Source organism: Xanthomarina sp., from assembly GCF_035306605.1.
GTDB lineage: Bacteria > Bacteroidota > Bacteroidia > Flavobacteriales > Flavobacteriaceae > Xanthomarina.
The window spans coordinates 1-23,661 of the sequence record NZ_DATGNR010000061.1 but is presented as its reverse complement, the minus strand read 5'-3'; the positions used below and the strand labels follow the sequence as shown (position 1 = coordinate 23,661).

Annotated in this window: 18 protein-coding genes and 1 tRNA gene; 8 read left to right on the top strand and 11 right to left on the bottom strand. The window is 34.9% G+C overall.

The annotated features are described in order from the left end of the window. Positions 1–68: 68 nt before the first annotated feature. On the bottom strand, positions 69–3,485 hold the full coding sequence (locus tag VKY41_RS09200) for a methylmalonyl-CoA mutase family protein (RefSeq protein ID WP_500814152.1): 3,417 nt from the start codon (positions 3,483–3,485) through the stop codon (positions 69–71). Between the two features lie 405 nt (positions 3,486–3,890). Here VKY41_RS09200 and VKY41_RS09195 point away from each other — a divergent pair, with 405 nt between their 5' ends. Both VKY41_RS09195 and VKY41_RS09190 read left to right on the top strand, forming a co-directional pair. Then, a complete protein-coding gene (locus VKY41_RS09195; RefSeq protein WP_500814153.1) occupies positions 3,891–4,598 on the top strand; it encodes a DUF4197 domain-containing protein in 708 nt (235 codons plus the stop codon). Between the two features lie 136 nt (positions 4,599–4,734). Further along, entirely contained in the window at positions 4,735–4,935 is a 201-nt protein-coding gene (locus VKY41_RS09190) for a Lacal_2735 family protein (protein WP_500814151.1), read from the top strand. Positions 4,936–4,975: 40 nt separating this feature from the next. Here VKY41_RS09190 and VKY41_RS09185 read toward each other — a convergent pair whose 3' ends face one another. The 10 genes from VKY41_RS09185 to VKY41_RS09140 all read right to left on the bottom strand — a co-directional run bounded on the left by VKY41_RS09185 (position 4,976) and on the right by VKY41_RS09140 (position 19,651). Next, positions 4,976–5,761, bottom strand: a complete 786-nt coding sequence (locus tag VKY41_RS09185; RefSeq protein ID WP_500814150.1) for an ABC transporter substrate-binding protein — start codon at positions 5,759–5,761, stop codon at positions 4,976–4,978. A gap of 59 nt (positions 5,762–5,820) precedes the next feature. Continuing rightward, positions 5,821–6,642 (bottom strand): orotidine-5'-phosphate decarboxylase, encoded by an 822-nt coding sequence (gene pyrF / locus VKY41_RS09180; RefSeq protein WP_500814149.1) that lies wholly within the window; start codon positions 6,640–6,642, stop codon positions 5,821–5,823. A gap of 49 nt (positions 6,643–6,691) precedes the next feature. After that, the gene (prfA, locus tag VKY41_RS09175) at positions 6,692–7,768 is read right to left on the bottom strand and encodes a peptide chain release factor 1 (protein WP_500814148.1); all 1,077 of its coding nucleotides are present in this window, start codon (positions 7,766–7,768) and stop codon (positions 6,692–6,694) included. A gap of 255 nt (positions 7,769–8,023) precedes the next feature. Beyond that, positions 8,024–10,582 carry an adenosylcobalamin-dependent ribonucleoside-diphosphate reductase gene (locus tag VKY41_RS09170; RefSeq protein WP_500814147.1) on the bottom strand — a complete coding sequence of 853 codons (2,559 nt, stop codon included), beginning with the start codon at positions 10,580–10,582 and terminating at the stop codon, positions 8,024–8,026. A 177-nt stretch (positions 10,583–10,759) separates the two neighbouring features. Beyond that, positions 10,760–11,713, bottom strand: coding sequence for a DUF3078 domain-containing protein (locus VKY41_RS09165; protein ID WP_500814146.1), 954 nt, complete (start codon positions 11,711–11,713; stop codon positions 10,760–10,762). 18 nt (positions 11,714–11,731) lie between these two features. Further along, entirely contained in the window at positions 11,732–12,910 is a 1,179-nt protein-coding gene (locus VKY41_RS09160) for an AIR synthase related protein (RefSeq protein WP_500814145.1), read from the bottom strand. 40 nt (positions 12,911–12,950) lie between these two features. Continuing rightward, positions 12,951–13,607: a Curli production assembly/transport component CsgG gene (locus VKY41_RS09155; RefSeq protein ID WP_500814144.1), complete on the bottom strand. Its 657-nt coding sequence runs from the start codon at positions 13,605–13,607 to the stop codon at positions 12,951–12,953. Positions 13,608–14,153: 546 nt separating this feature from the next. Beyond that, the gene (locus tag VKY41_RS09150; RefSeq protein WP_500814143.1) at positions 14,154–16,346 is read right to left on the bottom strand and encodes a glutamine synthetase III family protein; all 2,193 of its coding nucleotides are present in this window, start codon (positions 16,344–16,346) and stop codon (positions 14,154–14,156) included. Positions 16,347–16,475: 129 nt separating this feature from the next. Next, complete coding sequence (locus VKY41_RS09145) at positions 16,476–17,426, bottom strand: calcium/sodium antiporter (protein ID WP_500814142.1); 951 nt, start codon at positions 17,424–17,426, stop codon at positions 16,476–16,478. A gap of 269 nt (positions 17,427–17,695) precedes the next feature. Next, complete coding sequence (locus VKY41_RS09140) at positions 17,696–19,651, bottom strand: endonuclease (RefSeq protein ID WP_500814141.1); 1,956 nt, start codon at positions 19,649–19,651, stop codon at positions 17,696–17,698. A 188-nt stretch (positions 19,652–19,839) separates the two neighbouring features. Here VKY41_RS09140 and VKY41_RS09135 point away from each other — a divergent pair, with 188 nt between their 5' ends. The 6 genes from VKY41_RS09135 to VKY41_RS09110 all read left to right on the top strand — a co-directional run. Next, entirely contained in the window at positions 19,840–19,992 is a 153-nt protein-coding gene (locus VKY41_RS09135) for an SsrA-binding protein (protein WP_500814140.1), read from the top strand. 55 nt (positions 19,993–20,047) lie between these two features. Next, positions 20,048–20,121 (top strand) — tRNA-Arg (locus VKY41_RS09130). A 179-nt stretch (positions 20,122–20,300) separates the two neighbouring features. Further along, the gene (locus VKY41_RS09125; RefSeq protein WP_500814139.1) at positions 20,301–21,644 is read left to right on the top strand and encodes a site-specific integrase; all 1,344 of its coding nucleotides are present in this window, start codon (positions 20,301–20,303) and stop codon (positions 21,642–21,644) included. 62 nt (positions 21,645–21,706) lie between these two features. Beyond that, the gene (locus VKY41_RS09120; RefSeq protein ID WP_500814138.1) at positions 21,707–22,558 is read left to right on the top strand and encodes an RteC domain-containing protein; all 852 of its coding nucleotides are present in this window, start codon (positions 21,707–21,709) and stop codon (positions 22,556–22,558) included. 278 nt (positions 22,559–22,836) lie between these two features. Further along, complete coding sequence (locus VKY41_RS09115; RefSeq protein ID WP_417200303.1) at positions 22,837–23,112, top strand: helix-turn-helix domain-containing protein; 276 nt, start codon at positions 22,837–22,839, stop codon at positions 23,110–23,112. Positions 23,113–23,171: 59 nt separating this feature from the next. Beyond that, on the top strand, positions 23,172–23,661 hold a 490-nt coding region (locus VKY41_RS09110), incomplete at its 3' end, for a hypothetical protein (RefSeq protein WP_500814137.1).

Below are 23,661 nucleotides of genomic sequence, written 5' to 3'. Positions count from 1 at the left end.
AGAAGCATTTTTCACTAAACACTATAATAACTAAATCGCAACCGGCTAACCCTTGGGCTATCTCCGTATTACATATTTCGTCTATACTGACCTCCTACTTCAAATAAAGCAGAAGTAATTTCTCCTAAGGAACATACTTTACAAACATCCATCAAGGCTTCAAAAATATTTTCATTATTAATAGCTTTGGATTGAAGGTCTTTTAAAAGCTCTGTAGTATCATTCGCTTTATGCAAATTCTCTAAAGTTTTTATCTGGAATTGCTTTTCTTCTTCCGTAGCACGAATTACCTCAGCAGGCTGAACTGTTGGAGATCCTTTAGAACTCAAGAAGGTATTCACACCAATTATTGGAAACTCTCCATTGTGCTTTAAAGTTTCATAGTACAAACTTTCTTCTTGTATTTTACTACGTTGGTACATGGTTTCCATAGCACCAAGAACACCTCCTCTTTCAGTAATTCTATCGAATTCCATTAACACTGCTTCCTCTACCAAGTCCGTTAATTCTTCAATAATAAAGGAACCTTGGATAGGGTTTTCGTTTTTAGCTAAACCTAACTCCTTATTAATAATCAACTGGATGGCCATAGCACGACGCACAGATTCTTCGGTTGGCGTAGTAATCGCTTCATCGTAAGCATTTGTATGTAACGAGTTACAGTTGTCGTATATAGCATATAAAGCTTGAAGCGTTGTTCTAATATCATTAAAATCAATTTCTTGCGCATGTAAACTACGTCCAGAAGTTTGAATATGATATTTCAACATTTGAGCTCGAGCATTGGCTCCGTATTTATGCTTCATGGCTTTCGCCCAAATTTTTCTAGCAACACGACCAATAACAGCATATTCTGGATCAATACCATTAGAAAAGAAGAACGATAGGTTCGGACCAAATTTATTAATGTCCATACCTCGACTTAAATAGTATTCCACATACGTGAAACCATTAGATAAAGTCAATGCCAATTGCGTAATTGGGTTGGCTCCAGCTTCTGCAATATGATACCCAGAAATAGACACCGAATAGAAGTTACGCACATTGTTTTCAATAAAATATTCTTGTACGTCTCCCATAAGTCGCAACGCAAACTCTGTAGAAAAAATACAGGTGTTTTGTGCTTGGTCTTCTTTTAAAATATCTGCTTGAACCGTTCCACGAACTTGGGCAATGGTTTTTGTTTTTATATCTAAATATACATCTGCTGGCAATACTTGATCTCCAGTAACACCTAAAAGCATCAATCCTAAACCATCATTACCTTCTGGTAAGGTACCGTTGTATTTAGGTATTTCCAGACCTTTTTCTTTATAAATTTTAGCAATTTTAGCTTTAACTTCTTTTTCTAAACCATTTTCCTTAATGTAAATTTCACACTGTTGGTCGATAGCGGCATTCATAAAGAAACCTAATAGCATAGGTGCAGGACCATTAATCGTCATACTTACTGAAGTCATAACATCTGCTAAGTTGAAACCGGAATACAGCTTCTTAGCATCGTCCAAACAACAGATAGAAACTCCAGCATTACCAATTTTACCGTAAATATCAGGACGTAAATCTGGATCGTTTCCGTATAGCGTAACACTATCAAAAGCTGTAGACAAACGCTTTGCAGGCAAGCCTGCACTTACATAGTGAAAACGTCTGTTGGTACGCTCTGGCCCTCCTTCACCGGCAAACATTCTTGCAGGATCTTCTCCTGTACGTTTAAACGGATATAATCCAGAAGTGTAAGGAAACTCCCCTGGCACATTTTCTTGCAACACCCAATTTAAAATATCTCCCCAAGCTTGATACTTAGGTAAGGCTACTTTTGGTATTTGTAAGTGTGAAAGCGACTCGGTATGTGTTTCTATTTTAATTTCCTTATCTCTTACTTTAAAAGAATAGATAGGATTTTTGTACTTGTTTACTTTATCATCCCAACCAGTAATTACTTCCCAGTTGTAAGGATCTAAATCTAGCTTAACACGATCGAATTCGCCAAGCAACATTTTAATGAAATCTTTATTCTCTTTGGATTCTATAGAGTTAGAATCCACTCCTGCCTTGTCTAATTTAGGAGTGTGACCTACAACAGATTCAATAGTTTTATAGATACCATATAATTTTTGAGCTACCTCAACCTGATCCTTAGCTTTTTTATCGTAAGCGCGATTGTTCTCAGAAATTTCAGATAAATAACGAGTTCGTGCCGGTGGAATAACAAACACCTTCTCACTCATTTCATTGGTAATCTCATACTCCGATTTTAAATCGGCATTCGTGGTTTCAACTATCTGATCCATGATAGCTTTATAAAGCGTATTCATTCCCGGATCGTTAAACTGAGAGGCAATAGTTCCAAATACAGGTAAGTCTTCTGGTTTCGCATCCCACAACAAATGGTTGCGAACGTATTGCTTTTTAACATCACGCAAAGCGTCTAAAGCACCACGTTTGTCAAACTTATTAATGGCTACCAAATCAGCAAAATCAAGCATGTCAATTTTCTCCAATTGGGTGGCTGCTCCAAATTCAGGAGTCATAACATATAGAGACACATCGGAATGCTCAATAATCTCGGTATCACTTTGCCCAATTCCTGAAGTTTCAAGAATTATTAAATCGTATTCGGCCGCCTTTAAAACCTGAATGGCCTCATGAACATATTTAGAAAGCGCTAGGTTAGACTGTCGGGTAGCCAGACTTCGCATATAAACTCTAGAGTTATTAATAGCATTCATACGAATCCTATCTCCTAAAAGCGCTCCTCCTGTTTTTCTTTTAGATGGATCTACAGAAATTAAACCAATGGTTTTCTCTGGAAAGTCAATTAAAAACCTACGAACCAATTCATCTACTAAAGAAGATTTTCCAGCTCCTCCAGTTCCAGTAATTCCTAGTACAGGGGTTTTAGAGCTTTTATTTTTATCGTGAATTTTATCTAAAGTAGCCTTGGCCACTTCCGGAAAGTTTTCAGCTGAAGAAATAATCCTTGCTATGGCCTTAGGGTTTTTCTTTGGTAGTGATGCAACATCAACATCTAAAACATCTCCTACTGCAAAATCTGATTTCGCAACCAAATCGTTAATCATCCCTTGAAGACCAAGTTCTCTTCCGTCATCTGGCGAATAGATACGAGCAATCCCATAATCCATTAATTCTTTAATTTCAGACGGCAAGATAACCCCGCCACCACCACCAAATATCTTGATGTGCTCAGCGCCTCTTTCCTTTAATAAATCGTACATGTACTTAAAGTACTCGTTATGCCCTCCTTGATAGGAAGTTAAACAAATAGCATTAGCGTCTTCTTGAATAGCTGTAGTAACTACTTCTTCAACACTTCTGTCGTGTCCTAAATGAATGACCTCCACGCCTGTGGATTGGATAATTCGGCGCATGATATTAATAGAAGCATCGTGTCCATCAAATAAGGAGGCCGCTGTTACTATTCGTACTTTATGTTTGGGTTTATAAGGTGCTATAGGTTCCATGTATAAAAATCTTATTTTTTTAGTGGCACAAATTTAAGGAATTATACTGTATTAATTTAAGGATGTGCCATCAGATACAAATATCTCTTTTATTTGAATGAAAGCAGCTGCTAACAAGTAAAACAAATCTCCTCGTAATTCCCATACTCGTTACGCCTCCTAAATCAAGCCAAGCAATTTCAAAACAAGTAAAGCACCCATCTTTATCACGCAATTTAAAACACAGATTTACAAGATTATAAACACAATTTTAAACACTTATAAATTAGAATGAGCGAAGAAACCTTAATAGAAGTCAATTAGAACTAAAGAGCAAAAAAAACTACAAGCTAATTTTTTAAAGGTTTTAAAACAATGTCATAAGTTAATATTTATCTTTGCCTAAAACACAGTAAAATCAAAATGATGATAAAAAGACTATTGGCTATCGCCCTTATTTTAAACATTACAGCTTGTGCTGAATTACAAGAAGTAGTTAATCAATTGCCAGAAGGCACCACTGGAATTAGTAACACCCAAATTGCAGCTGGTCTTAGAGAAGCTTTAGATCAAGGTATCGATAAACAGGTAACCAAACTAACGCAGACTGACGGTTTTTTTAAAAACGACTTAGTAAAAATATTACTTCCTGAAGAATTACAAAAAGTAGATAAAGCACTTCGCGATATTGGATTAAGTTCTTTAGCCGACGAAGGCTTAAAAGTATTAAATCGTGCAGCCGAAGATGCGGTTAGTACAGCTACCCCTATTTTTGTGGATGCAGTAAAAGGAATCACCTTCGCCGATGCAAAAACCATATTGTTAGGTAATGACGATTCTGCTACACGCTACTTGGCAGGAAAAACAGAATCTGCCCTATACAATGAATTTCACCCAGTAATAAATAATTCTTTTCAAAAGGTTGGAGCCGATCAAATTTGGAGCAACCTAATTAACAAATACAACAGCATCCCATTTACCTCTAGCGTAAATCCAGATTTAACGGCTTACGTAACCGAAGAAGCGCTAAAAGGAGTGTATAAAATGATTGCAGTAGAAGAAAAAGAAATTAGAACAAAGTTCTCATCAAGAACTACCGATTTATTAAAACAAGTTTTCGCATTGCAAGATTAAACTGCTAAAAAAAGTAAGTTAATTCTTTAAATTAAAATCGATTCTTACAGAATCGATTTTTTTTATCAACAATCCAAATATTTATGTTGCTGAATTCCATTATTTTAAATATATTTAAGTTTCAAAGGTTGGAATAATGGAAAATTTAAAGAAAATTAAAAAGAACCAAATTAAATTACAAAAGCGCTACAAACGCCTTGTAGAAAAAGCCTACAATCTTCGAGAAACAGATTGTGCTATGAGTGACATTTCTGAATTCAAAGCTATTAAGCTTTTGAATAAATTAAACAGATTGAAATATTTAAGTAGAGAACCCATAGGACACAAAATCTCATAAATGGATGTTTTTTTTCTAAGGATTTAATTAAGTGCTTTAGCTATAAGTTTTCAAGTCTTAACGACTTGAAATATTGAAAGGATTTAGCTAATCGAGATCCATACCAGGAAAACATTTCACCATCCACCAACAACACCCTAGCTTGGGGAAATTGTATTTTCAATAATTCCACATGCTCACTCTTAAACGGAAAAGGTTCTGTGGACAACATAATAACTTCCACCTGATCATCAAGATCCCGATCTAAATCTATTTCAGGATATCTATCTAAGTATCGAAAGTAATTTTCAAACTTACCAACAGACATGAGTGTATTGATAAAGTTATTATTTGCAGCTACCATCCACGGGGTTTTCCAAATAAAATAAACTGTTTTTAATTTCGGTTGATCCTGAATGAAATCCTGAAATGCTTTATACTCATTTTGAATAGTAGAACGAATAGATTCAGCTTTTTCCTCAACGGAGAAGATGGTGCCATACATACCAATAAGCTCCAAACAATCTTCAATCGTATAAATATCGCTTAAATGTACGGGGGCTATTTTCTCCAATGCCTCAACCATTTCTTGCGTATTTTCTTCTTTATTACACAATATAATATCGGGTTGAAGCGCTTGAATTTTATCATAATGAACTTGCTTAGTCCCTCCAACGACCGCCACATTTGATTTAAGATGCTTAGGATGTATACAGAATTTGGTAACACCCACTAGAGAAGATTCTAAACCTAAATCGCACAGCAATTCCGTTTGCGAAGGCACTAAGGAAACAATCCGTTTTGGAGTTCCTTTTAATTCAATCGTTCTATGTAGTTGATCTTTCATTATGTATAGATAACAGTTTTATACACTAAGGTAATACTATAATAAAACGTACAGATTCCCTAAAACTGTTCCTTTAATATTAAGGCCATTTCCTGCTGAAGCTCCTTTGCCTTAATAGCGGCAGCCTGAGCAAAATCGTTTTGCTTGGAAGCATAAATAATGCCTCGAGAAGAATTAATAAGCAAACCAACGTGTTTATTTAAGCCGTATTTACAAACATCTTGCAGGTTTCCACCTTGAGCCCCAACTCCAGGAACCAACAAAAAACTGTTTGGAACTATGCGTCTTATATCTGAAAAATATTCCGCTTTGGTTGCTCCTACCACATACATTAAGTTTTCTGAATTTCTCCAAGCTTTGGAAGTCTCCAAAACCTGTTTGTACAACTCGGTGCCTTCGATAGTTTTTGTTTGAAAATCAAAAGCTCCTTCATTGGAGGTTAAAGCCAACATTATGGTGTGTTTGTTTTCAAAAGCCAAAAATGGCTCAACAGAATCTTTTCCCATATACGGAGCCACAGTCACGCTATCAAAGCCTAAATCTTCAAAAAAAGCTTTGGCATACATGCTACTTGTGTTTCCAATATCTCCTCTTTTAGCATCGGCAATAGTAAAGATCTCTGGATAGCTGGCATTAAGATATTGAATGGTCTTTTCCAAAGCCTTCCATCCTTTTAATCCATAGGCTTCATAAAAAGCCGTGTTTGGTTTATACGCGACACATAAATGATGTGTAGCATCAATAATAGCCTTGTTAAATGCAAAGATCGGGTCTTCATCGTTTAATAAATGCTCTGGAATTTTATTTAAATCGACATCTAAACCAATACAAAGAAAGGACTTCTTTTTTTGGATTTGTTCGGTTAATTGCTGTGTTGTCATCTTATAAAAAAAGCCTCAAAATGAGGCTAGGTTTTAAATTATTTAGGTCTTAAATTATATCTGTATTGGCTTTTAACTTTTCAGTGTTTTCGGCTAACTGAAGTTCATCTATAATTCTCTGAATATCTCCATTTACTATATTTCCTAAATCGTATAGAGTTAAACCAATTCTGTGGTCAGTTACACGACCTTGAGAATAGTTATAGGTTCTAATTTTAGCACTTCTATCTCCAGAAGTTACCATAGAACCACGCTTAGCAGCATCTTCAGCATTTTTCTTTGCTAACTCTATATCGTACAATCGTGAACGTAATACTTTAAACGCCTTCTCTTTGTTTTTATGCTGAGATTTTTGATCTTGACACTGAGCCACTAATCCTGTAGGAATATGTGTTAAACGCACAGCTGAATAGGTGGTGTTCACCGACTGACCTCCTGGACCAGAAGAACAGAAAAAATCTATACGAACATCTTTTGGGTTTATTTCAACATCAAACTCTTCGGCTTCAGGAAACACCATAACCGTTGCAGCACTTGTATGAACACGGCCTTGAGTTTCCGTTTGTGGTACTCGTTGCACACGGTGCACGCCTGCTTCAAACTTTAGGGTACCATACACGTCTTCTCCAGTAACCTCAAATTGGATTTCTTTAAATCCGCCATTTGTACCTTCACTATAATCTACAGTATCTACTTTCCATCCTTTGCTTTCGCAGTATTTGGAGTACATTCTAAATAAATCTCCGGCAAAAATACTCGCCTCATCACCACCAGTACCGGCACGTAATTCTACTACCGCATTTTTAGAATCTTCTGGATCTTTAGGAATTAAAAGAACTTTTATTTCATCCTCTAATTTCGGAATTCCTTCTTTAGCTTCTTCATATTGCATTTTAGCCATATCCACCATTTCCTGGTCGCTACCATCTGCAATAATTTCTTCAGCTTCTTTTAGATTATTGGTAAGCTCGAGATATTGCTCACGCTTATCCATTAATATTCTTAAATCTTTATATTCTTTATTTAATTCCACATAGCGTTTTTGATCTGTCATTATATCAGGCTGAATGATCAAATCACTAACCTCATCAAAACGTTGCTTTACTATTTGTAATTTATCTAACATGTATTTTACTGAATTATGTCGTCAAAAATACGATAAATTATGGATTTTAGTTTTTTTTTGGAGCTGGAGTTTTTCGTAAAACACAAAATATTTTACATTCTCTAAAGTTTTCATTCCTAGTTACCAATACGAAGTGTCCAAATATTATTGTAAAGACACAAAGAATAAGCGATTATATTTTAAAATAATACAATCAATAAAAAAGGGAAACCAATAACAGTTCCCCCTTTTAAAACTAAATCTATCTATAAAAAATTATCCACACTTAGAAGAACCGCAATCTTTACAGGTTAAACAGCCTTCTTGGTAAATTAAATTAACAGAACTACAGTTGCTACAAGTTTGCCCTTTGGCTTGAGTTCCATCTTCTACGTAACGCTTTATAGCACGAACTACACCGTTCTTCCATGTATTAATAGACTCGCTATCTAATTGTAAACTATTGATTAAATCAACAATTTTATCTATCGGCATCCCATGTCGTAGCGTACTTGAAATTAACTTAGCGTAATTCCAATATTCTGGGTTGAATTTATGAGATAAGCCTTCAATGGTGGTTTTATATCCCCTTTTGTTTTTGTATTGAAAATCGTAACGCGAGGTCCCGTCATCGTTTCTACTTTTAATAATTACACCTTCATTAACCCAACGCGGTATTAAAATACCATCTTCATCATCGGCTAATCCAGTAAACACTTCGTATGGCTTTCCATCTATCAATCCAATAAATGCAATCCACTTTTCTTTATTATTCTGAAAACGAACAACATCTGCTTCTAAAACTTGAGGACGTTTGGTTGGAAATGCTGTTAACATTTCTTGATTGTCATCTTCAGTTTTTTCTTCATTTGAAATTAAAACTCCTGAACGCGAACCATCTCTATAAACAGTCACTCCTTTACAACCTGCTTCCCAAGCTTCTAGATACAATTGACCCACCAATTCTTCAGTAGCATCGTTTGGCAAGTTAATAGTAACACTGATAGAATGATCTACCCATTTCTGAACAGCACCCTGCATACTTACCTTGCTCATCCAATCTACATCGTTAGAGGTTGCTTGGTAATAAGGCGATTTTTTAACTAATACGTCTAAGTCTTTTTGAGTGAAATTCTGAGACGAATCGATACCGTTAACGTCCATCCATTGCTTAAATCTATGGTGAAAAACCACATATTCCTCCCACGAATCTCCAACCTCATCCACAAAATCCACACGAACATTTTGATCGTTTGGATTTACTTTTCTTCTACGTTTATACACCGGCATGAAAACTGGTTCAATTCCCGAAGAGGTTTGCGTCATTAAACTAGTAGTACCAGTTGGAGCGATAGTTAATAAAGCAATATTTCTTCTTCCATGCTCAAGCATTTCGTAATACAATTTATCATCTGCTTCTTTTAAACGCAGGATAAACGGATTGTTTTTTTCTCTTTCTGCATCAAAAATAGCAAACGGACCTCGATCTTTTGCCATATAAACAGATGCTCTATACGCCTCTATTCCTAAAGTTTTATGAACTTCCACAGAAAACTCATTTCCTTCTTTACTTCCGTATCTAATTCCTAATGCCGCAAGCATATCACCTTCAGCAGTAATACCAATTCCAGTTCTACGTCCTTCGTTGGCTTTAGTTTGAATGTTTAACCAAAGGTTTCTTTCGGTAGCTTTTACTTCATCTAATTCTGGATCTGCATCAATTTTCGCAATAATAGCATCTATTTTCTCTAATTCTAAATCGATAATATCATCCATGATGCGTTGAGCTGCATGAACGTGTTTTTTAAATAACTCAAAATTAAAAGACGCCTTATCTGTAAATGGATTTTCAACATAAGAAAACAAGTTGATTGCTAATAAACGACAAGAATCGTATGGACAAAGTGGGATTTCACCACATGGATTTGTAGAAACAGTTTTATATCCTAAATCGGCGTAGCAATCTGGGACAGATTCGTTAATAATAGTATCCCAAAACAAGATACCTGGCTCAGCTGATTTCCATGCGTTGTGAACTATTTTTTTCCAAACTTTATTAGCTTCAATAGTTTTTGTAAACTTTGGTTCGCTACTAAATATCGGATATTTTTGAGTGTAAGTACCATTTGATTTTACGGCTTTCATAAACTCATCGTCTATTCTAACCGAAACGTTTGCTCCCGTAACTTTGCCTTGCTCTAATTTAGCATCGATAAAATCTTCTGAATCTGGATGGTTGATAGATACAGATAACATTAAGGCTCCGCGACGCCCATCTTGAGCCACTTCTCTGGTAGAGTTAGAGTAGCGTTCCATAAAAGGTACAATCCCTGTAGAAGTTAGTGCCGAGTTTTTAACTGGCGAACCTTTAGGTCTGATATGAGATAAATCGTGCCCAACACCGCCACGACGCTTCATAAGCTGTACCTGCTCTTGATCAATTTTCATGATGCCTCCATAAGAATCAGACTCTCCACTATTTCCAATTACAAAACAGTTAGAAAGCGAGGCTATTTGATATGGGTTTCCAATCCCAGCCATCGGACTTCCCTGAGGAACAATATATTTAAAATCTTTAATTAAATTGTAAATCTCATTTTCGGATAGTGGATTTGGATATTTCACTTCTATCCTTGCTATTTCTTTGGCTATACGTTTATGCATATCGTCTGGAGTCAACTCGAATAAATTGCCTTCAGAATCTTTTAAGGCATATTTGTTAATCCATACGCGCGCAGCTAAATCGTCGCCGTTAAAATACTTTAAAGAAGCTTCAAAAGCCTCATCTTGAGAGTATGTTGTTGGAAGCACTTTTTGTTGGGTTTGAACACTCATTTTTTAATCTGTTTTTACAATAAATTGATAATTTTACCAATGTGTAAAGTACGCAAATATTTTCCACTTAAAAAATGAAGCAAACAAAAAAGTTTTCAAGAAAAATAGATACAAACTTAATAATCAGAGCAATAGATATTTGTTAACAACAAAAAGTTAACAAATTTTATATTTTTATTAGAAGTCAACAACAACACCAACACCCAGCAATTGCTTCCATTGAGCCTTAGCTCCCTTGGTTTCGTACTCACCATCAACAGGTGTTTCAACTTGTGTCTTTATATCGTTATCGTATTTAAGATGCGACCCTAAATTGGCTTTAATAAAATTATTGACTTTAAAATCTAAGTTCACTTGCCAATCCACATCAATATTCCCAAAATCGTTTAAATAATCGGAATAAAAACTCACATAATTACCAAGAAAAACATTTTCAAAAATTTGAGATTCGTAAGAACTTGTTAACAGGATTCCCACCTCATTTCGAACACGCTGCCCTTCTACAAGCACATTGCCTTCTTCGTCATAAACAGCTGGGGTAACCCCAAAAGACCCTGCATTAGCCAATTTAGAATCTAATACAAAGGTTGTTTTCATTGTTAACGGAGAAAAGTACATAGAGAATTTATCGATATTCTTACCGTATTCAATTCCTCCCCCAACAAACAAATAACCTGGAGCCATAAACCTAGACAAAACATTGGTTTCATCTGGATAATTATATCCAGCAGTAAACTGTGATTTAAAATTAAATCTAGCTGAATAATACCAATTGGTGTATTCATCTCTTTTAAATCCTAGAGTTGAACTAATATCAATAATATCATCAGTTTTTTTAAGGCCTTGATCTTCTTGTTTATTAACCCCATAACGAGTTACTAACAAACTACTCCAAATCAAATGCTTATATCTGTATTTTAAAGCGCTTTCAAAACTTACTAAGGAGGAAATAGAATTACTACCACCAGCGTTCCAGTTCACAAAAGCCACTTCACTCACAAGCAAACTTGCTTTGTTTTTGTGGGTCCATTTTGGAACATTGATGTTCTCTATTTTAAAATATAAAGAATCCGGTTGCGCAAAAGCAAATTGAAAACTAATTAGAAATAAAACAAATACAATCTTCTTCACTAGGCCGTAATTTTAAACTTAATAATTAAACACTCCAAACTCGCTAGTAATGGTTAGCTTCTTTTTATCTGAAGCCTCTACACGTCCAATAATTTTAGCATCTACCTGAAACGACTTTGAAATGGCAATAACATCTTGAGCAACTTCCGGTGAAACATACAGCTCCATACGGTGTCCACAATTAAACACTTGGTACATTTCTTTCCAATCTGTTTTAGATTGCTCTTGAATAAGCTTAAACAACGGAGGAACTGGAAACATATTATCTTTTATAATATGAAGTTCATCAATAAAGTGAAGTATTTTAGTTTGAGCACCTCCACTGCAATGGATCATTCCGTGGATGGTATCACCTTTAAATTGAGATAATATTTTTTTAATAATTGGAGCATAAGTCCTTGTTGGTGATAAAACTAATTTACCGGCATCAATAGGAGAATCCTTAACCGCATCTGTTAATTTTACCTGTCCGGAATAAACCAAATCTTCAGGCACAGAAGCATCATAACTTTCTGGATATTTTTCTGCTAAATATTTATGAAACACATCGTGTCTAGCTGAAGTTAAACCATTACTTCCCATCCCGCCATTGTATTCTTTTTCGTAAGAAGCCTGTCCAAAGGACTCAAGCCCCACAATAACATCTCCTGGCTGTATATTAGCATTATCTATAACATCGCTACGTTTTAGCCTAGCAGTAACCGTAGAATCCACAATGATAGTTCTAACCAAATCACCCACATCGGCAGTTTCACCTCCTGTAGAATGAATAGTTACTCCAAACGATTTCAATTCTGAAATAAGCTCTTCAGTACCATTAATTATGGCTGAAATAACTTCACCTGGAATTAAATTTTTATTTCTTCCAATGGTGGAAGATAACATAATATGATCGGTTGCTCCTACACAAAGCAAATCGTCCACATTCATAATTAATGCATCCTGAGCAATTCCTTTCCAAACGGATAGATCGCCAGTTTCTTTCCAATACATATAAGCTAAAGAACTTTTGGTTCCAGCTCCATCTGCATGCATAACCAAGCAATGCTCACTGCTATTTGTTAAATAATCTGGAACAATTTTACAAAAGGCTTTAGGGAAAAGGCCTTTATCGATGTTTTTAATGGCGTTGTGTACATCTTCTTTAGAGGCCGAAACACCTCTTTGCGAATATCTTTTACTTATTTCTCCACTCATAAAATTGAATTGAAGTGCAAAAATAGCAATTGTAATCTACTTATTTGTTAATAATCTGATTGGAATTGATAATTGTAGGCACATTCCGCTTAGATTTAACTTTTCTTTTAGAAGCTCCAAAATAGAAATTAAGACCAATGGCCATTCTCCAATAAACATCATTTGACGCTCCATAAACATTCCCATCTACTTCATCACTAAAAACTTCATTATAATCAGAAAATATTTTAACTCCTACACCATCTGAAATTATGTATTCCAATCCAACACCTCCTTGCATTTTAGCTTCGGAGGTTTTTAAATAATTAGAAGCATGCACACCTCCTCCTACATAAATATATGGGGTAAATTTATCGTAAGGAAAAAGGGTCGCTTCTAGATTCACATCAAAAGACATAAATCCTTCATTAAAAACATCCTTAAAAGCCAAGTTGAACTTATTATAACTTACATTAATATTAAGATGATTAATAACGTACCGTTTATAACCAATACGCATAAACACTTCAAACATAGGGTCGGGATAATCTCCATTAGGCACTGCGGAACCGAAAGCCCCCTCCACAACGTTATTGGCCCTTAATTTATTAAACTCGCGTTGGTTGTATTTACTTTTTTGAGCCCAAGCATTAAAACAACACCCCAACCCAAAAGACAGGATAAAAAGTAGTTTGATATAATGATTTGAGTTTTTCATATTCTATCGTTGGTTTTCATTGAACCGATAAAATTCAGGACAAATTCTAAACACAAATAAATGACAAACAACAGAAAACAGCGCGAAAGAAAACTTTTCGTTTATAAACAGAAATACTAGTTACGTAGAAAATCTTCTTTCTTTACATAACTAGTATTTTCTTTAAATCTTTAATAAAAGATTTCATTTAAATAAACCTATTGTTTATTAAATCCCCGAACAATTAATTAAATAAAAATCTAATATTTTGTTTGTTGGTGGACAACTAAGTCTTTCCGCATCTCCTCCTTTGCATCGCTAGTTCTTTGCGAGAATATGAAGGTAGCTGCCATAAGCATAAGAACACTTATTATTAGCCTTTTCATGTTAAATTGTATAATTGATTAATAGCACCACTAAAATACTAAAAATCAACACACTCCATAGACATTATACCATCTTTTCGTTAACTTACATATTAAATAGATAAAATACAATTTTTACCTTAAAATCAAAAAGAGCTCTGACAGTCAGAGCTCTTTAAAATGACATTATTATGAGTGAAAATTATTTTGTAAACAACAACTCTCTGTATTTTGTTAGCGGCCAAAGCTCGTCGTCCACCAATAATTCCAATTTATCACAATGATATCTTATTTCATCGAAAAACGGCTTTACTTTATAGCAATAAGCATCTGCCTTTTCCTCTATACATTCAATACGATTAGCTTCTTTTCTTGCGTTAATCATTTTGGTTACATTAGAGTTAATTGATGCAATATGCCCAGAAATTTCTTCTATTAAAGTCATCTGCTCTTCAGCAAGCTTCTTAAACCCGTCTCCATATATTTCCTTTAAACCTCTTACATTTTCAATCAATACATTTTGATACTTAACCGCTATAGGAACTACGTGATTCCTAGCAATATCACCTAAAACTCTACCCTCTATTTGAATATGCATAACATAATCCTCCATTTCTACTTCGTAACGAGATATGCTTTCAACACGATTTAAAACATTTAAATCTTCAAACATCTTAATCGTTTTTTCAGAAATCTTAGCTTTCAAAGCTTCAGGTGTGGTTTTGTAATTACTTAACCCTCTTTTCTTGGCTTCTATCTCCCATTCTTCACCATAACCATTTCCTTCAAATAGAATATTTTTGGACTTTTTAATGTATTCCCTTAACACATTAAAGATAGCTTCATCCTTCTTTAGTCCTTTACCTTTTTTATCTATTAAAGCATCAACCTCAGCTTTAAACGCTACCAACTGACTAGCAACTATCGTACTTAAAACCGTCATAGGCTTCCCACAGTTAGCCGTAGATCCAACAGCTCTAAATTCAAATTTATTACCGGTAAAAGCAAAAGACGATGTTCTATTTCTATCTGTATTATCTAATAAGATTTCTGGAATTTTACCAACAACATTCAACTTCAGATCCGTTTTCTCTTCTGGTGAAAGCTTACCATTCGTCACATTTTCCAATTCGTCTAGAACCCTTGTTAGTTGTTCTCCAATAAAAACAGATATAATAGCCGGAGGCGCCTCGTTGGCTCCTAACCGATGATCGTTACTCGCAGAAGCTATTGAAGCCCTTACTAACTCTTCATTGTCGTTTACGGCTTTTATAGTATTAATAAAGAAGGTCAAAAATTGAAGATTGCTCATTGGCGTCTTTCCTGGACTCAATAAATTTACTCCTGTATCGGTACTCAAGCTCCAGTTGTTATGTTTTCCTGAACCATTAACACCTTTAAAAGGTTTTTCATGAAACAAAACCTTAAAATCGTGACGCTCTGCCACCCTACTCATCAAATCCATAAGTAAAGAGTTGTGATCTACTGCCAAGTTAGCCTCGTCGTAAACTGGCGCTAGCTCAAATTGGTTTGGAGCTACTTCGTTATGACGTGTTTTAACAGGAATTCCAAGCAACATACACTCCGTTTCCAAGTCTCGCATAAATTGCATAGCGCGCATTGGAATGGTACCAAAATAATGATCGTCTAACTGCTGCCCTTTTGCCGAAGAATGTCCTAATAGAGTTCTTCCTGTTAATAGAATATCTGGTCTAGAAGCTGCTAAACCACGATCTATTAAAAAGTACTCTTGCTCCCACCCCAAAGACGTGTTTACTTTTTTTACATTTTTATCGAAGTATTTACACACATCCACTGCTGCGGCATCAATAGCTTGTAAAGCACGCAATAAAGGCGTTTTATAATCTAAAGCCTCACCAGTATAAGCCACAAAAACGGTTGGAATACATAAAGTTGTACCGTAAATAAAAGCTGGAGAAGTTGGATCCCAAGCTGTGTAACCACGAGCTTCAAAAGTATTTCTTATTCCTCCGTTTGGAAAACTAGATGCATCTGGCTCCTGCTGTACTAACTGTCCACCTCCAAATTTTTCAATGGCACGACCATTACCTATAGGCTCAAAAAAAGCATCATGCTTTTCAGCGGTTGCCCCTGTTAAAGGCTGAAACCAATGCGTATAATGTGTAACTCCTTTTGATATAGCCCACTCTTTCATACCTGTAGAAATATGATCTGCTACGTGTCTATCAATTTTAGAGCCATTTAAAATAGCATCCATAACACTTGTGAAAGCCTCTTTTGTAAGATACTGACGCATTTTATCTTCATTGAAAACATTTCTGCCAAAAAGGGCTGATCTGCGTTCATTTTCCTCAATTACAATGGGTTTCTTATTAAGAGCTTTCTTAATAGCGTGAAATCTTAGTGTGGACATAGTGTTTTATTTTAGTTGTGAGTTTTAACATGGCAAATTTATGAAAAAAATCACTTTCTCCGACACATACCCCCTAAAAATATAGGGGTCAACCTAAATAAAACACATATTACACACACCAACCCCTATTTAATCTAAGGAAATGGTCAAATAAACAAAAACGATATAAGCTCCAAGAATAAGGAATCCTTTCAAACGTCCAATTTCAAATCTTTTAGGCAACATCATTAATGGTATTAGAATGGCCGAAAAACCAATCATCCAGAAAATGTCATTTGTAAGTAATTTTGTATTGGCTAAGGCAATAGGATGAATCATGGCGGTTATACCAAGAACAGAAGAAATATTAAAGATATTAGAACCTATTAGGTTTCCAAGAGAAATTGCTTTCTCCTGTTTTAGAGCAGCAATTACTGAAGCAGCTAGCTCCGGCACACTAGTTCCAACAGCCACCATAGTAACGGAGATTACTCGTTCGCTTACACCGTATGAAAGAGCCATTTCTTTGGCTCCAAACACCAACCAATCACTACCAAAGTATAGCGCTGCACCTCCAATTAGCAACCAAACAAAAATTTTAAAATTCGATGTTTTCTCCAAGGCCTCATCAACCTCTTCAACAGACTCCATTGGAGCTCCTTTGGAACGTCTAATTAAAACGACTAGGAAAATAATCAATGAAAGGAAAAGCACCAAGCCCTCCTTAAAATCTAAAACCCCTCCACTTTTTAAGAGGAAGTATAAAGCCACTGACAATAGCATCATCATGGGCCAATTAAGTTTGTAAAAATCACTACTAATAGCTAAGGGCGAAATAACAGCAGTAATACCTAAAACCAAACCTATATTAGCAATATTAGACCCAATAACATTCCCTAAAGCTATATCTGGTGAACCATCGAGAGCAGCTTGTAAACTAACCAAAAGTTCTGGAGCAGAAGTAGCAAAGGACACGACAGTCATCCCTATTACTAATTTGGAAATATTAAATTTAAGAGATAAAGCTACAGAAGAACGAACTAAAAATTCTCCTCCAACAACTAATAAAGTTAAACCAAGTACAATCCAAACAACACTCATAAATCTTATTTTTTTGCGAAGGTAACATTTCCTTTGAAAATATTTGAACAACTAATATTTTTTGTAAAAGAAGAAAAAAATTAGCGTGACTGAATTAAAAGAAATTATTGCCCTTAAAGAAAAAAGCCGTTTCTTAGAACATATCCACCTAAGCACCTGATATTAACACTGTATCTTAATTACTTTATCAGCTTTAAAAAAGCCATAGCTACGAAATAAAAAAGCCCAAACAGACCTTGTTTGAGCTTTTACATCTACTAACTTACTAATTAGTTAATCAGTATCTTTTTTACCGTAGTTTTATTGTCCGAAGTAATTTGTAATAAATACATACCACTAGATAGGTTCAAATCCAAAAACGACTTGTTTAATGTTTCAGTAAACAACACTCTTCCATCAACAGAATAAACCGTTGCCTTAGCTTCATTTTTCAGGCCTTTAATAAATATACGTCCGTTAGTTGGATTTGGATAAACACTCAAGTTTAACTCTTTATATTCATCCATAGACAACCAGGTGCCTCCAACCTGATTTCCCCAAATATATTCTATCAACTCTGGTTGATCGATAAACGGATTTCTATTGTGTTGCCATTCATATATAATATTGTTTCTATTCATCTCGAAATCATCTGGCGGATCATTCCTATGCCAATCTAACAAAGTTTGTAAATCTCCAAACTGACCAACTAACCCATCCGGATAACCATCAACAATTTCTAAACCATTATACCTCACTGCTAAATAAAACACACCACGAGCTACATCTCCCTTAAACCCACCCAAGGTTCCTGATGGCCCATTATACTCTCCATAAAACTGATTGCCACGACTACTATTTTCTGGACCATCAGCTGCCCTTAAAGCGTGTACATCGGAGTTCCCATGACGTAAGGAATCGGCTGAAGTTGTCCAGAACACGTCTTTCCCATCAGCAACTTCGTCCGCTTCAATACTATAATATCCGGCACGAGATCTCGGAAAAGTATGCTCTCTATTCCATTTACCAGTACTTACAGAGCTTGTTTGGTAATCCAACTTAGGTCGCCCTTGTTCTTTATAAACCAACCAAACCTCATTACTATTTTCCGGATTTTGATCGGCTTCTTTTAAAATATCAATAACATCTGCATAAGTTTGAGCCCTAACCACATTAGGATTTGCTATAATATCCTGTAAAGCTTGTCTCAAGTCCTCACCCGATAAACCATTTAAACTGTTATAATATCCATTAGGCTGAGTGCTTGCAACCATACCGTAAGTTGAATTAATTGGAGTTCCAAATGGAGCCATGGTAAAATCGTTATCAACAACGCGAAGTAATAGATAATTGTTATAAGGAATATAAGGCCACTGCAAGTCTGTGAATTTAATGATAAGCTCTTCGTCTCCTTCATCTAAATCATCATCAATTAAGGTAATGATAGTAGTTACCGTGTTTTGGCCCGCAGGGATAGTAAGCGTGGTATTTCCTGTAAAATCGGCTTCGTTAAACCCATAATTATTTAAGGTTATACTAAAGGTTACATCTTCAGCGACGTTTTGCTGCGCTGTAAAAACAATATCAAATACATCTCCTTCGTGATATTGCGTTTGGTTTGTAGAGATAGAAATACCATTAAAAACCTCTCCTCCTCCATCGTTCAACAATCTTGGGGTTGGAGAACCTACGCTATAAGTACCGTCATTATTTCGTTGAATGGAATTGGCATTGTTATTAGCCCCTTCACTAATTTGTTGAATATTAGTAAAATCTGGATGAGCACTAAATATAGCAATCATACTATCAACATCAGGATCGTTAGTATCATAAAGTAAAACATCTACTAAATTATCAATAGTTGCTACGGTGCCTTCTGGAAAATCTTCTTCGCTAGCTTGATAAATAGCCACGGCATCTGGGCCGTTTTGAATAGCATTAGGAGATATTAAAAGTTGAGGAAATGGCTCTACAGCACTACTTCCTATTAACAACAACCCATTAACATCTGTGGAATAACCATCTAAAGCTATCGTCATATAACTTGAATTTCCTCCTGAGGTGGATCCGTTAAAAAACACAAGAACATAGCCATCCAAGGAGGCATAAGGCACATCTGATTTTAACTCCACAAATTCTTTATCGTCTATTCCAGGGGTATCAGAATCTAGTTCGTTAATTACTATTTGAGAAAAACACAGTTGTCCAATAAGCAGAAAACTAAGAAAAGTAAATAATTGTTTCATAAAAATAAATTTGTAACAAATATAGTCAACTCTAGGCGTTTAATTGAACTCCTTAATTATTATATATTTACATTTAACATCTTTAAGAAGACAAAAAGCTATTTAAATGAAATACCTTACTTTTGCATAGAAACATGAAAGTAAAAAGCCCTTATTTAGTTTTTTAAGTCCATTTCCCTATTTAAACTATGAAGAAACAATTATTTAAAATCTTGGCTAAATTAAACAAAAGCCTCTTGCCAAGTTATACGAAACAACGCTTAGATTTAAGCAAAGCAACTAAAATACAAATGGCCATTTTTGGATGGAAATTATATGTGACAAAAAATTCTTTAGATTAATTTCATTTCTTTTGAGTTTTTATAAAAAAATAGATATATTTGCACACTCAAAATCGGCCTCGTGGCGCAACTGAATAGCGCACTTGATTACGGCTCAAGAGGTTACAGGTTTGAATCCTGTCGAGGTCACTAAAAGCTTTTATCAAAAAGCACCAAAACCGCGCAAATCCTAGGATTTGCGCGGTTTCTTATTTTTTAGACATTCATAAAAAATCATTATATTTGGTTAAAAGTGTCTGCGATTCGGTTAACACTTTTTCAAAGTGTCTGCGATAGCAGACACTTTCAGAAAAAACCTACAGACTTGAATGCGCACAGTTGATTTGACTTTCGTCCTTAAAAAGACGACAACTATGCAAACAAAACACACATTTTCGACAATCTTCTGGTTACAAACCACTAGAACAGTAAATAATGAAGCACTTATTTACATTAGAATTACGGTAGACGGCAAAAGAGTAAACTTTAGCTTAAAAAAAAGAGTCCCTATTAATATGTGGGATTCAAATAAGAAAAAAGTTAAAGGCACAACGGCACATGCCAAACAAACAAATTTGTATTTAGAGGAGGTAAAATCGCAACTCTTCCAAATATACCAGGACTTAAAATTTAAGGGCCAGCTTATTACGGCACAATTAATAAAGTCGCATTATACCAATACTAATATTGATGAAGGCAAAACCATCTTCGAAATTATAGAATACCATAATCAAAAAATTGCCAACACCCTAGCTCCGGGATCCATTAGAAACTTCGGTGTTACCGAGTCCTACGTGAAAAAATTCTTAAAGAAAAAGAAACATACCAATAACATCTACTTAAAGCAACTCAATTTCGAGTTCTTATCAGACTTCCAAATGTACCTTTCCAATTTATATCCGGCTGGCCATCCCAAAGCATTGGGTCAAAATACGGTTATGAAGCACATTCAGAGACTGCGCAAAATTATAACCTTGGCTTTTCACATGGAATGGATTGATAAAGATCCCTTTGTTCGTTTTAGAATGTCGTTTGAAAAAACCCATAGAGAATTCCTCTCCGAAACTGAATTATATACTGTGGAGAATAAAGATTTTATTTCTGATAGACTAGATCGCGTGCGCGACCTATTTGTTTTCAGCTGTTACACCGGCATTAGCTATGTGGATATTATGGCATTAACAACAGATCATGTGGTAATGGGTATCGATGGTAATAATTGGATAATAACCAAAAGGCAAAAAACAGATACCCTTGTCAAGGTGCCACTACTACCCCAAGCATTAGAAATCATTCAGAAATACAAAGACCATCCGGTAACAGCTGTCTCCGAATCTTTACTTCCAAAATTATCAAACGAAAAGCTAAATGTGTATTTAAAGGAAGTTGCAAACTTCGTAGGAATTAAAAAGAACCTAACCTTCCATATGGCACGACATACATTTGCAACAACTATAACCCTTTCAAATGGCGTGCCTATTGAAACGGTATCAAAACTACTGGGGCATACCAAAATTACAACCACTCAAATTTACGCCCGTGTTTTAGATAACAAACTCAGCTCCGATATGAATCAGTTAAAATCTATTTTAGAAATAAAGAGCAATAATGAAAAACAAAAAGCAGCAAATAAAAGCAGTAACTCATTAAATATCAATTATAAATATATTTAAATTTTGATAAATTAAATTTCTTGATTAACTTGATGTTGTATTTTACTACAAATCCGCCCCATATGGAATCTATTAATAAAATAACACAAAACTATCAAGACAAAATCCTGCAAATTGATTATTTAAACCAGACAAACCTAGAAAACCTTAAGACAGGTATAAATATTTCAAGAGAAACACTGGTGGAGCTCCGCAAATTAATTCGGAAAAAAAGTTATTTTTCAAATCAAGAAGATGAAATAATCTTTTTTAAACAAATAAAGCCTTTCATTTTTGGAAGGCTTAAATACTTTATCGAATTACACAATTTCCAACTAGAATGGCCTAAAGCTGATATCAGGAAACAAAAAAAATATTTACGTCAAGCCTTAAACAAACTCGAAAATCAAAAGAAAAAAAATCTACCTTTTTGGCGCTATGTTAGACATCAACAAACCTCATTAGATAGCTTTTACTTTTTAAGAAGCAACAGCCAACTGGAGCTTAATTTCGATATCTCCGATTACTACCTAAATCCAGAGTTTTCTACCAATTATGATAATCTGATGTCCCAAGTGGTAGCTTTCGATTTACTTACCAATTATTACAAAAAATTACTCTCAAATATAGAAAACAACCAATCAACTCAAACTGCAGAATTAACAGATCAGGCTATTTCTACAAATTTGGTTTGGTCAGGATCTAAAACAGATTTAATAGAATTAATTTATGCACTACATGCTTCTAGAGTTTTTGGAAATGGACAAGTAGAGATTAGTAAAATAACTCAAGTCTTTGAGCAAATTTTAAATATTAAATTGGGAAGTCCCTATAAAATATTTTCTGAAATTAAAGCCAGAACAAATCAACAAACAAAATTTATTGACACCTTAAAATACAACCTCCTAAAAAAAATAAAACTAGACGAGTCCTAGCTTAAGGATCCAATACCGTCATTTATAACTCTTTCTTAAAATGTTAAAGTTTTTCGGTAGTACCGAACACATACCGAAAGTTTTAAAACAATAATCAACAGCTTTGTAGAACGAAAGTCAAATCGATAGATTCATGAAAACCTATTTATTAAAATAGAAACGTTTGTGAACTAAATTAACGCAAGTGCTATTATTAAAACAACAAATTGAAATGATAGCATTTTAATCAACCTCGTATGTATACAGGCTTATTATTAATCACTTAAATTCTTTTTACAATGGCTGCAACAATTATTACCACAGAAGATCTCTACGATTTTAAATTAGAACTATTTAACGAGCTCAAAAAAATGCTTAATGAAAGTGCTCAAAAACCAAATCAAATAAAAAAATACCTCAAATCGGGGGAGGTAATGGAAATGTTACAAATAAGTCCAGGTACCATTCAAAATTTAAGAATTAACGGAACCATCCCTTACACTAAAATTGGTGGTATTATTCTGTACGAATACGATGAAATTATTCACATTCTTAACACCAATAAATCAACCTAAAACGTAACTTATTCCAGATTCTACCCCACAATCATGTGGGGTTCAATCACTTTATCTAAATGACTAAAGTTAACTACATAAAACATCTAAACGCAGTGTTTCAACAGTTCTCTAAAGACAACAGGTTAAATCCAACCCATGTCAGTTTGTACATGGCATTTTTCCAACTATGGAATCACAACCGGTTTCCAGAACAGTTTCATGTCAATCGGGAAGAAGTAATGAATCTATCCAAAATAGGCTCTAAATCCACCTATCACAGATGCTTAAAGGAATTAAATCACTATAAGTATCTAATTTATCACCCATCTCATAACCCATTTAAAGGTTCAAAAATTAACATGCTCATATTTGGTACAACCTCTGGACAAGCAGTGGACTTAACCGTCCCAAATCAGGGACAAGCAGTGGACTTAGCCGTCCCAAATCAAGGACAAGCACTGGTACCTTTATATAAACATAATAAACAAATAGAAAACATTAATAAACTTGACCAGCCAAAAAATCAAAAAGTAGTTATCAATTTTTTTGAATTACAAAATTGGCCCA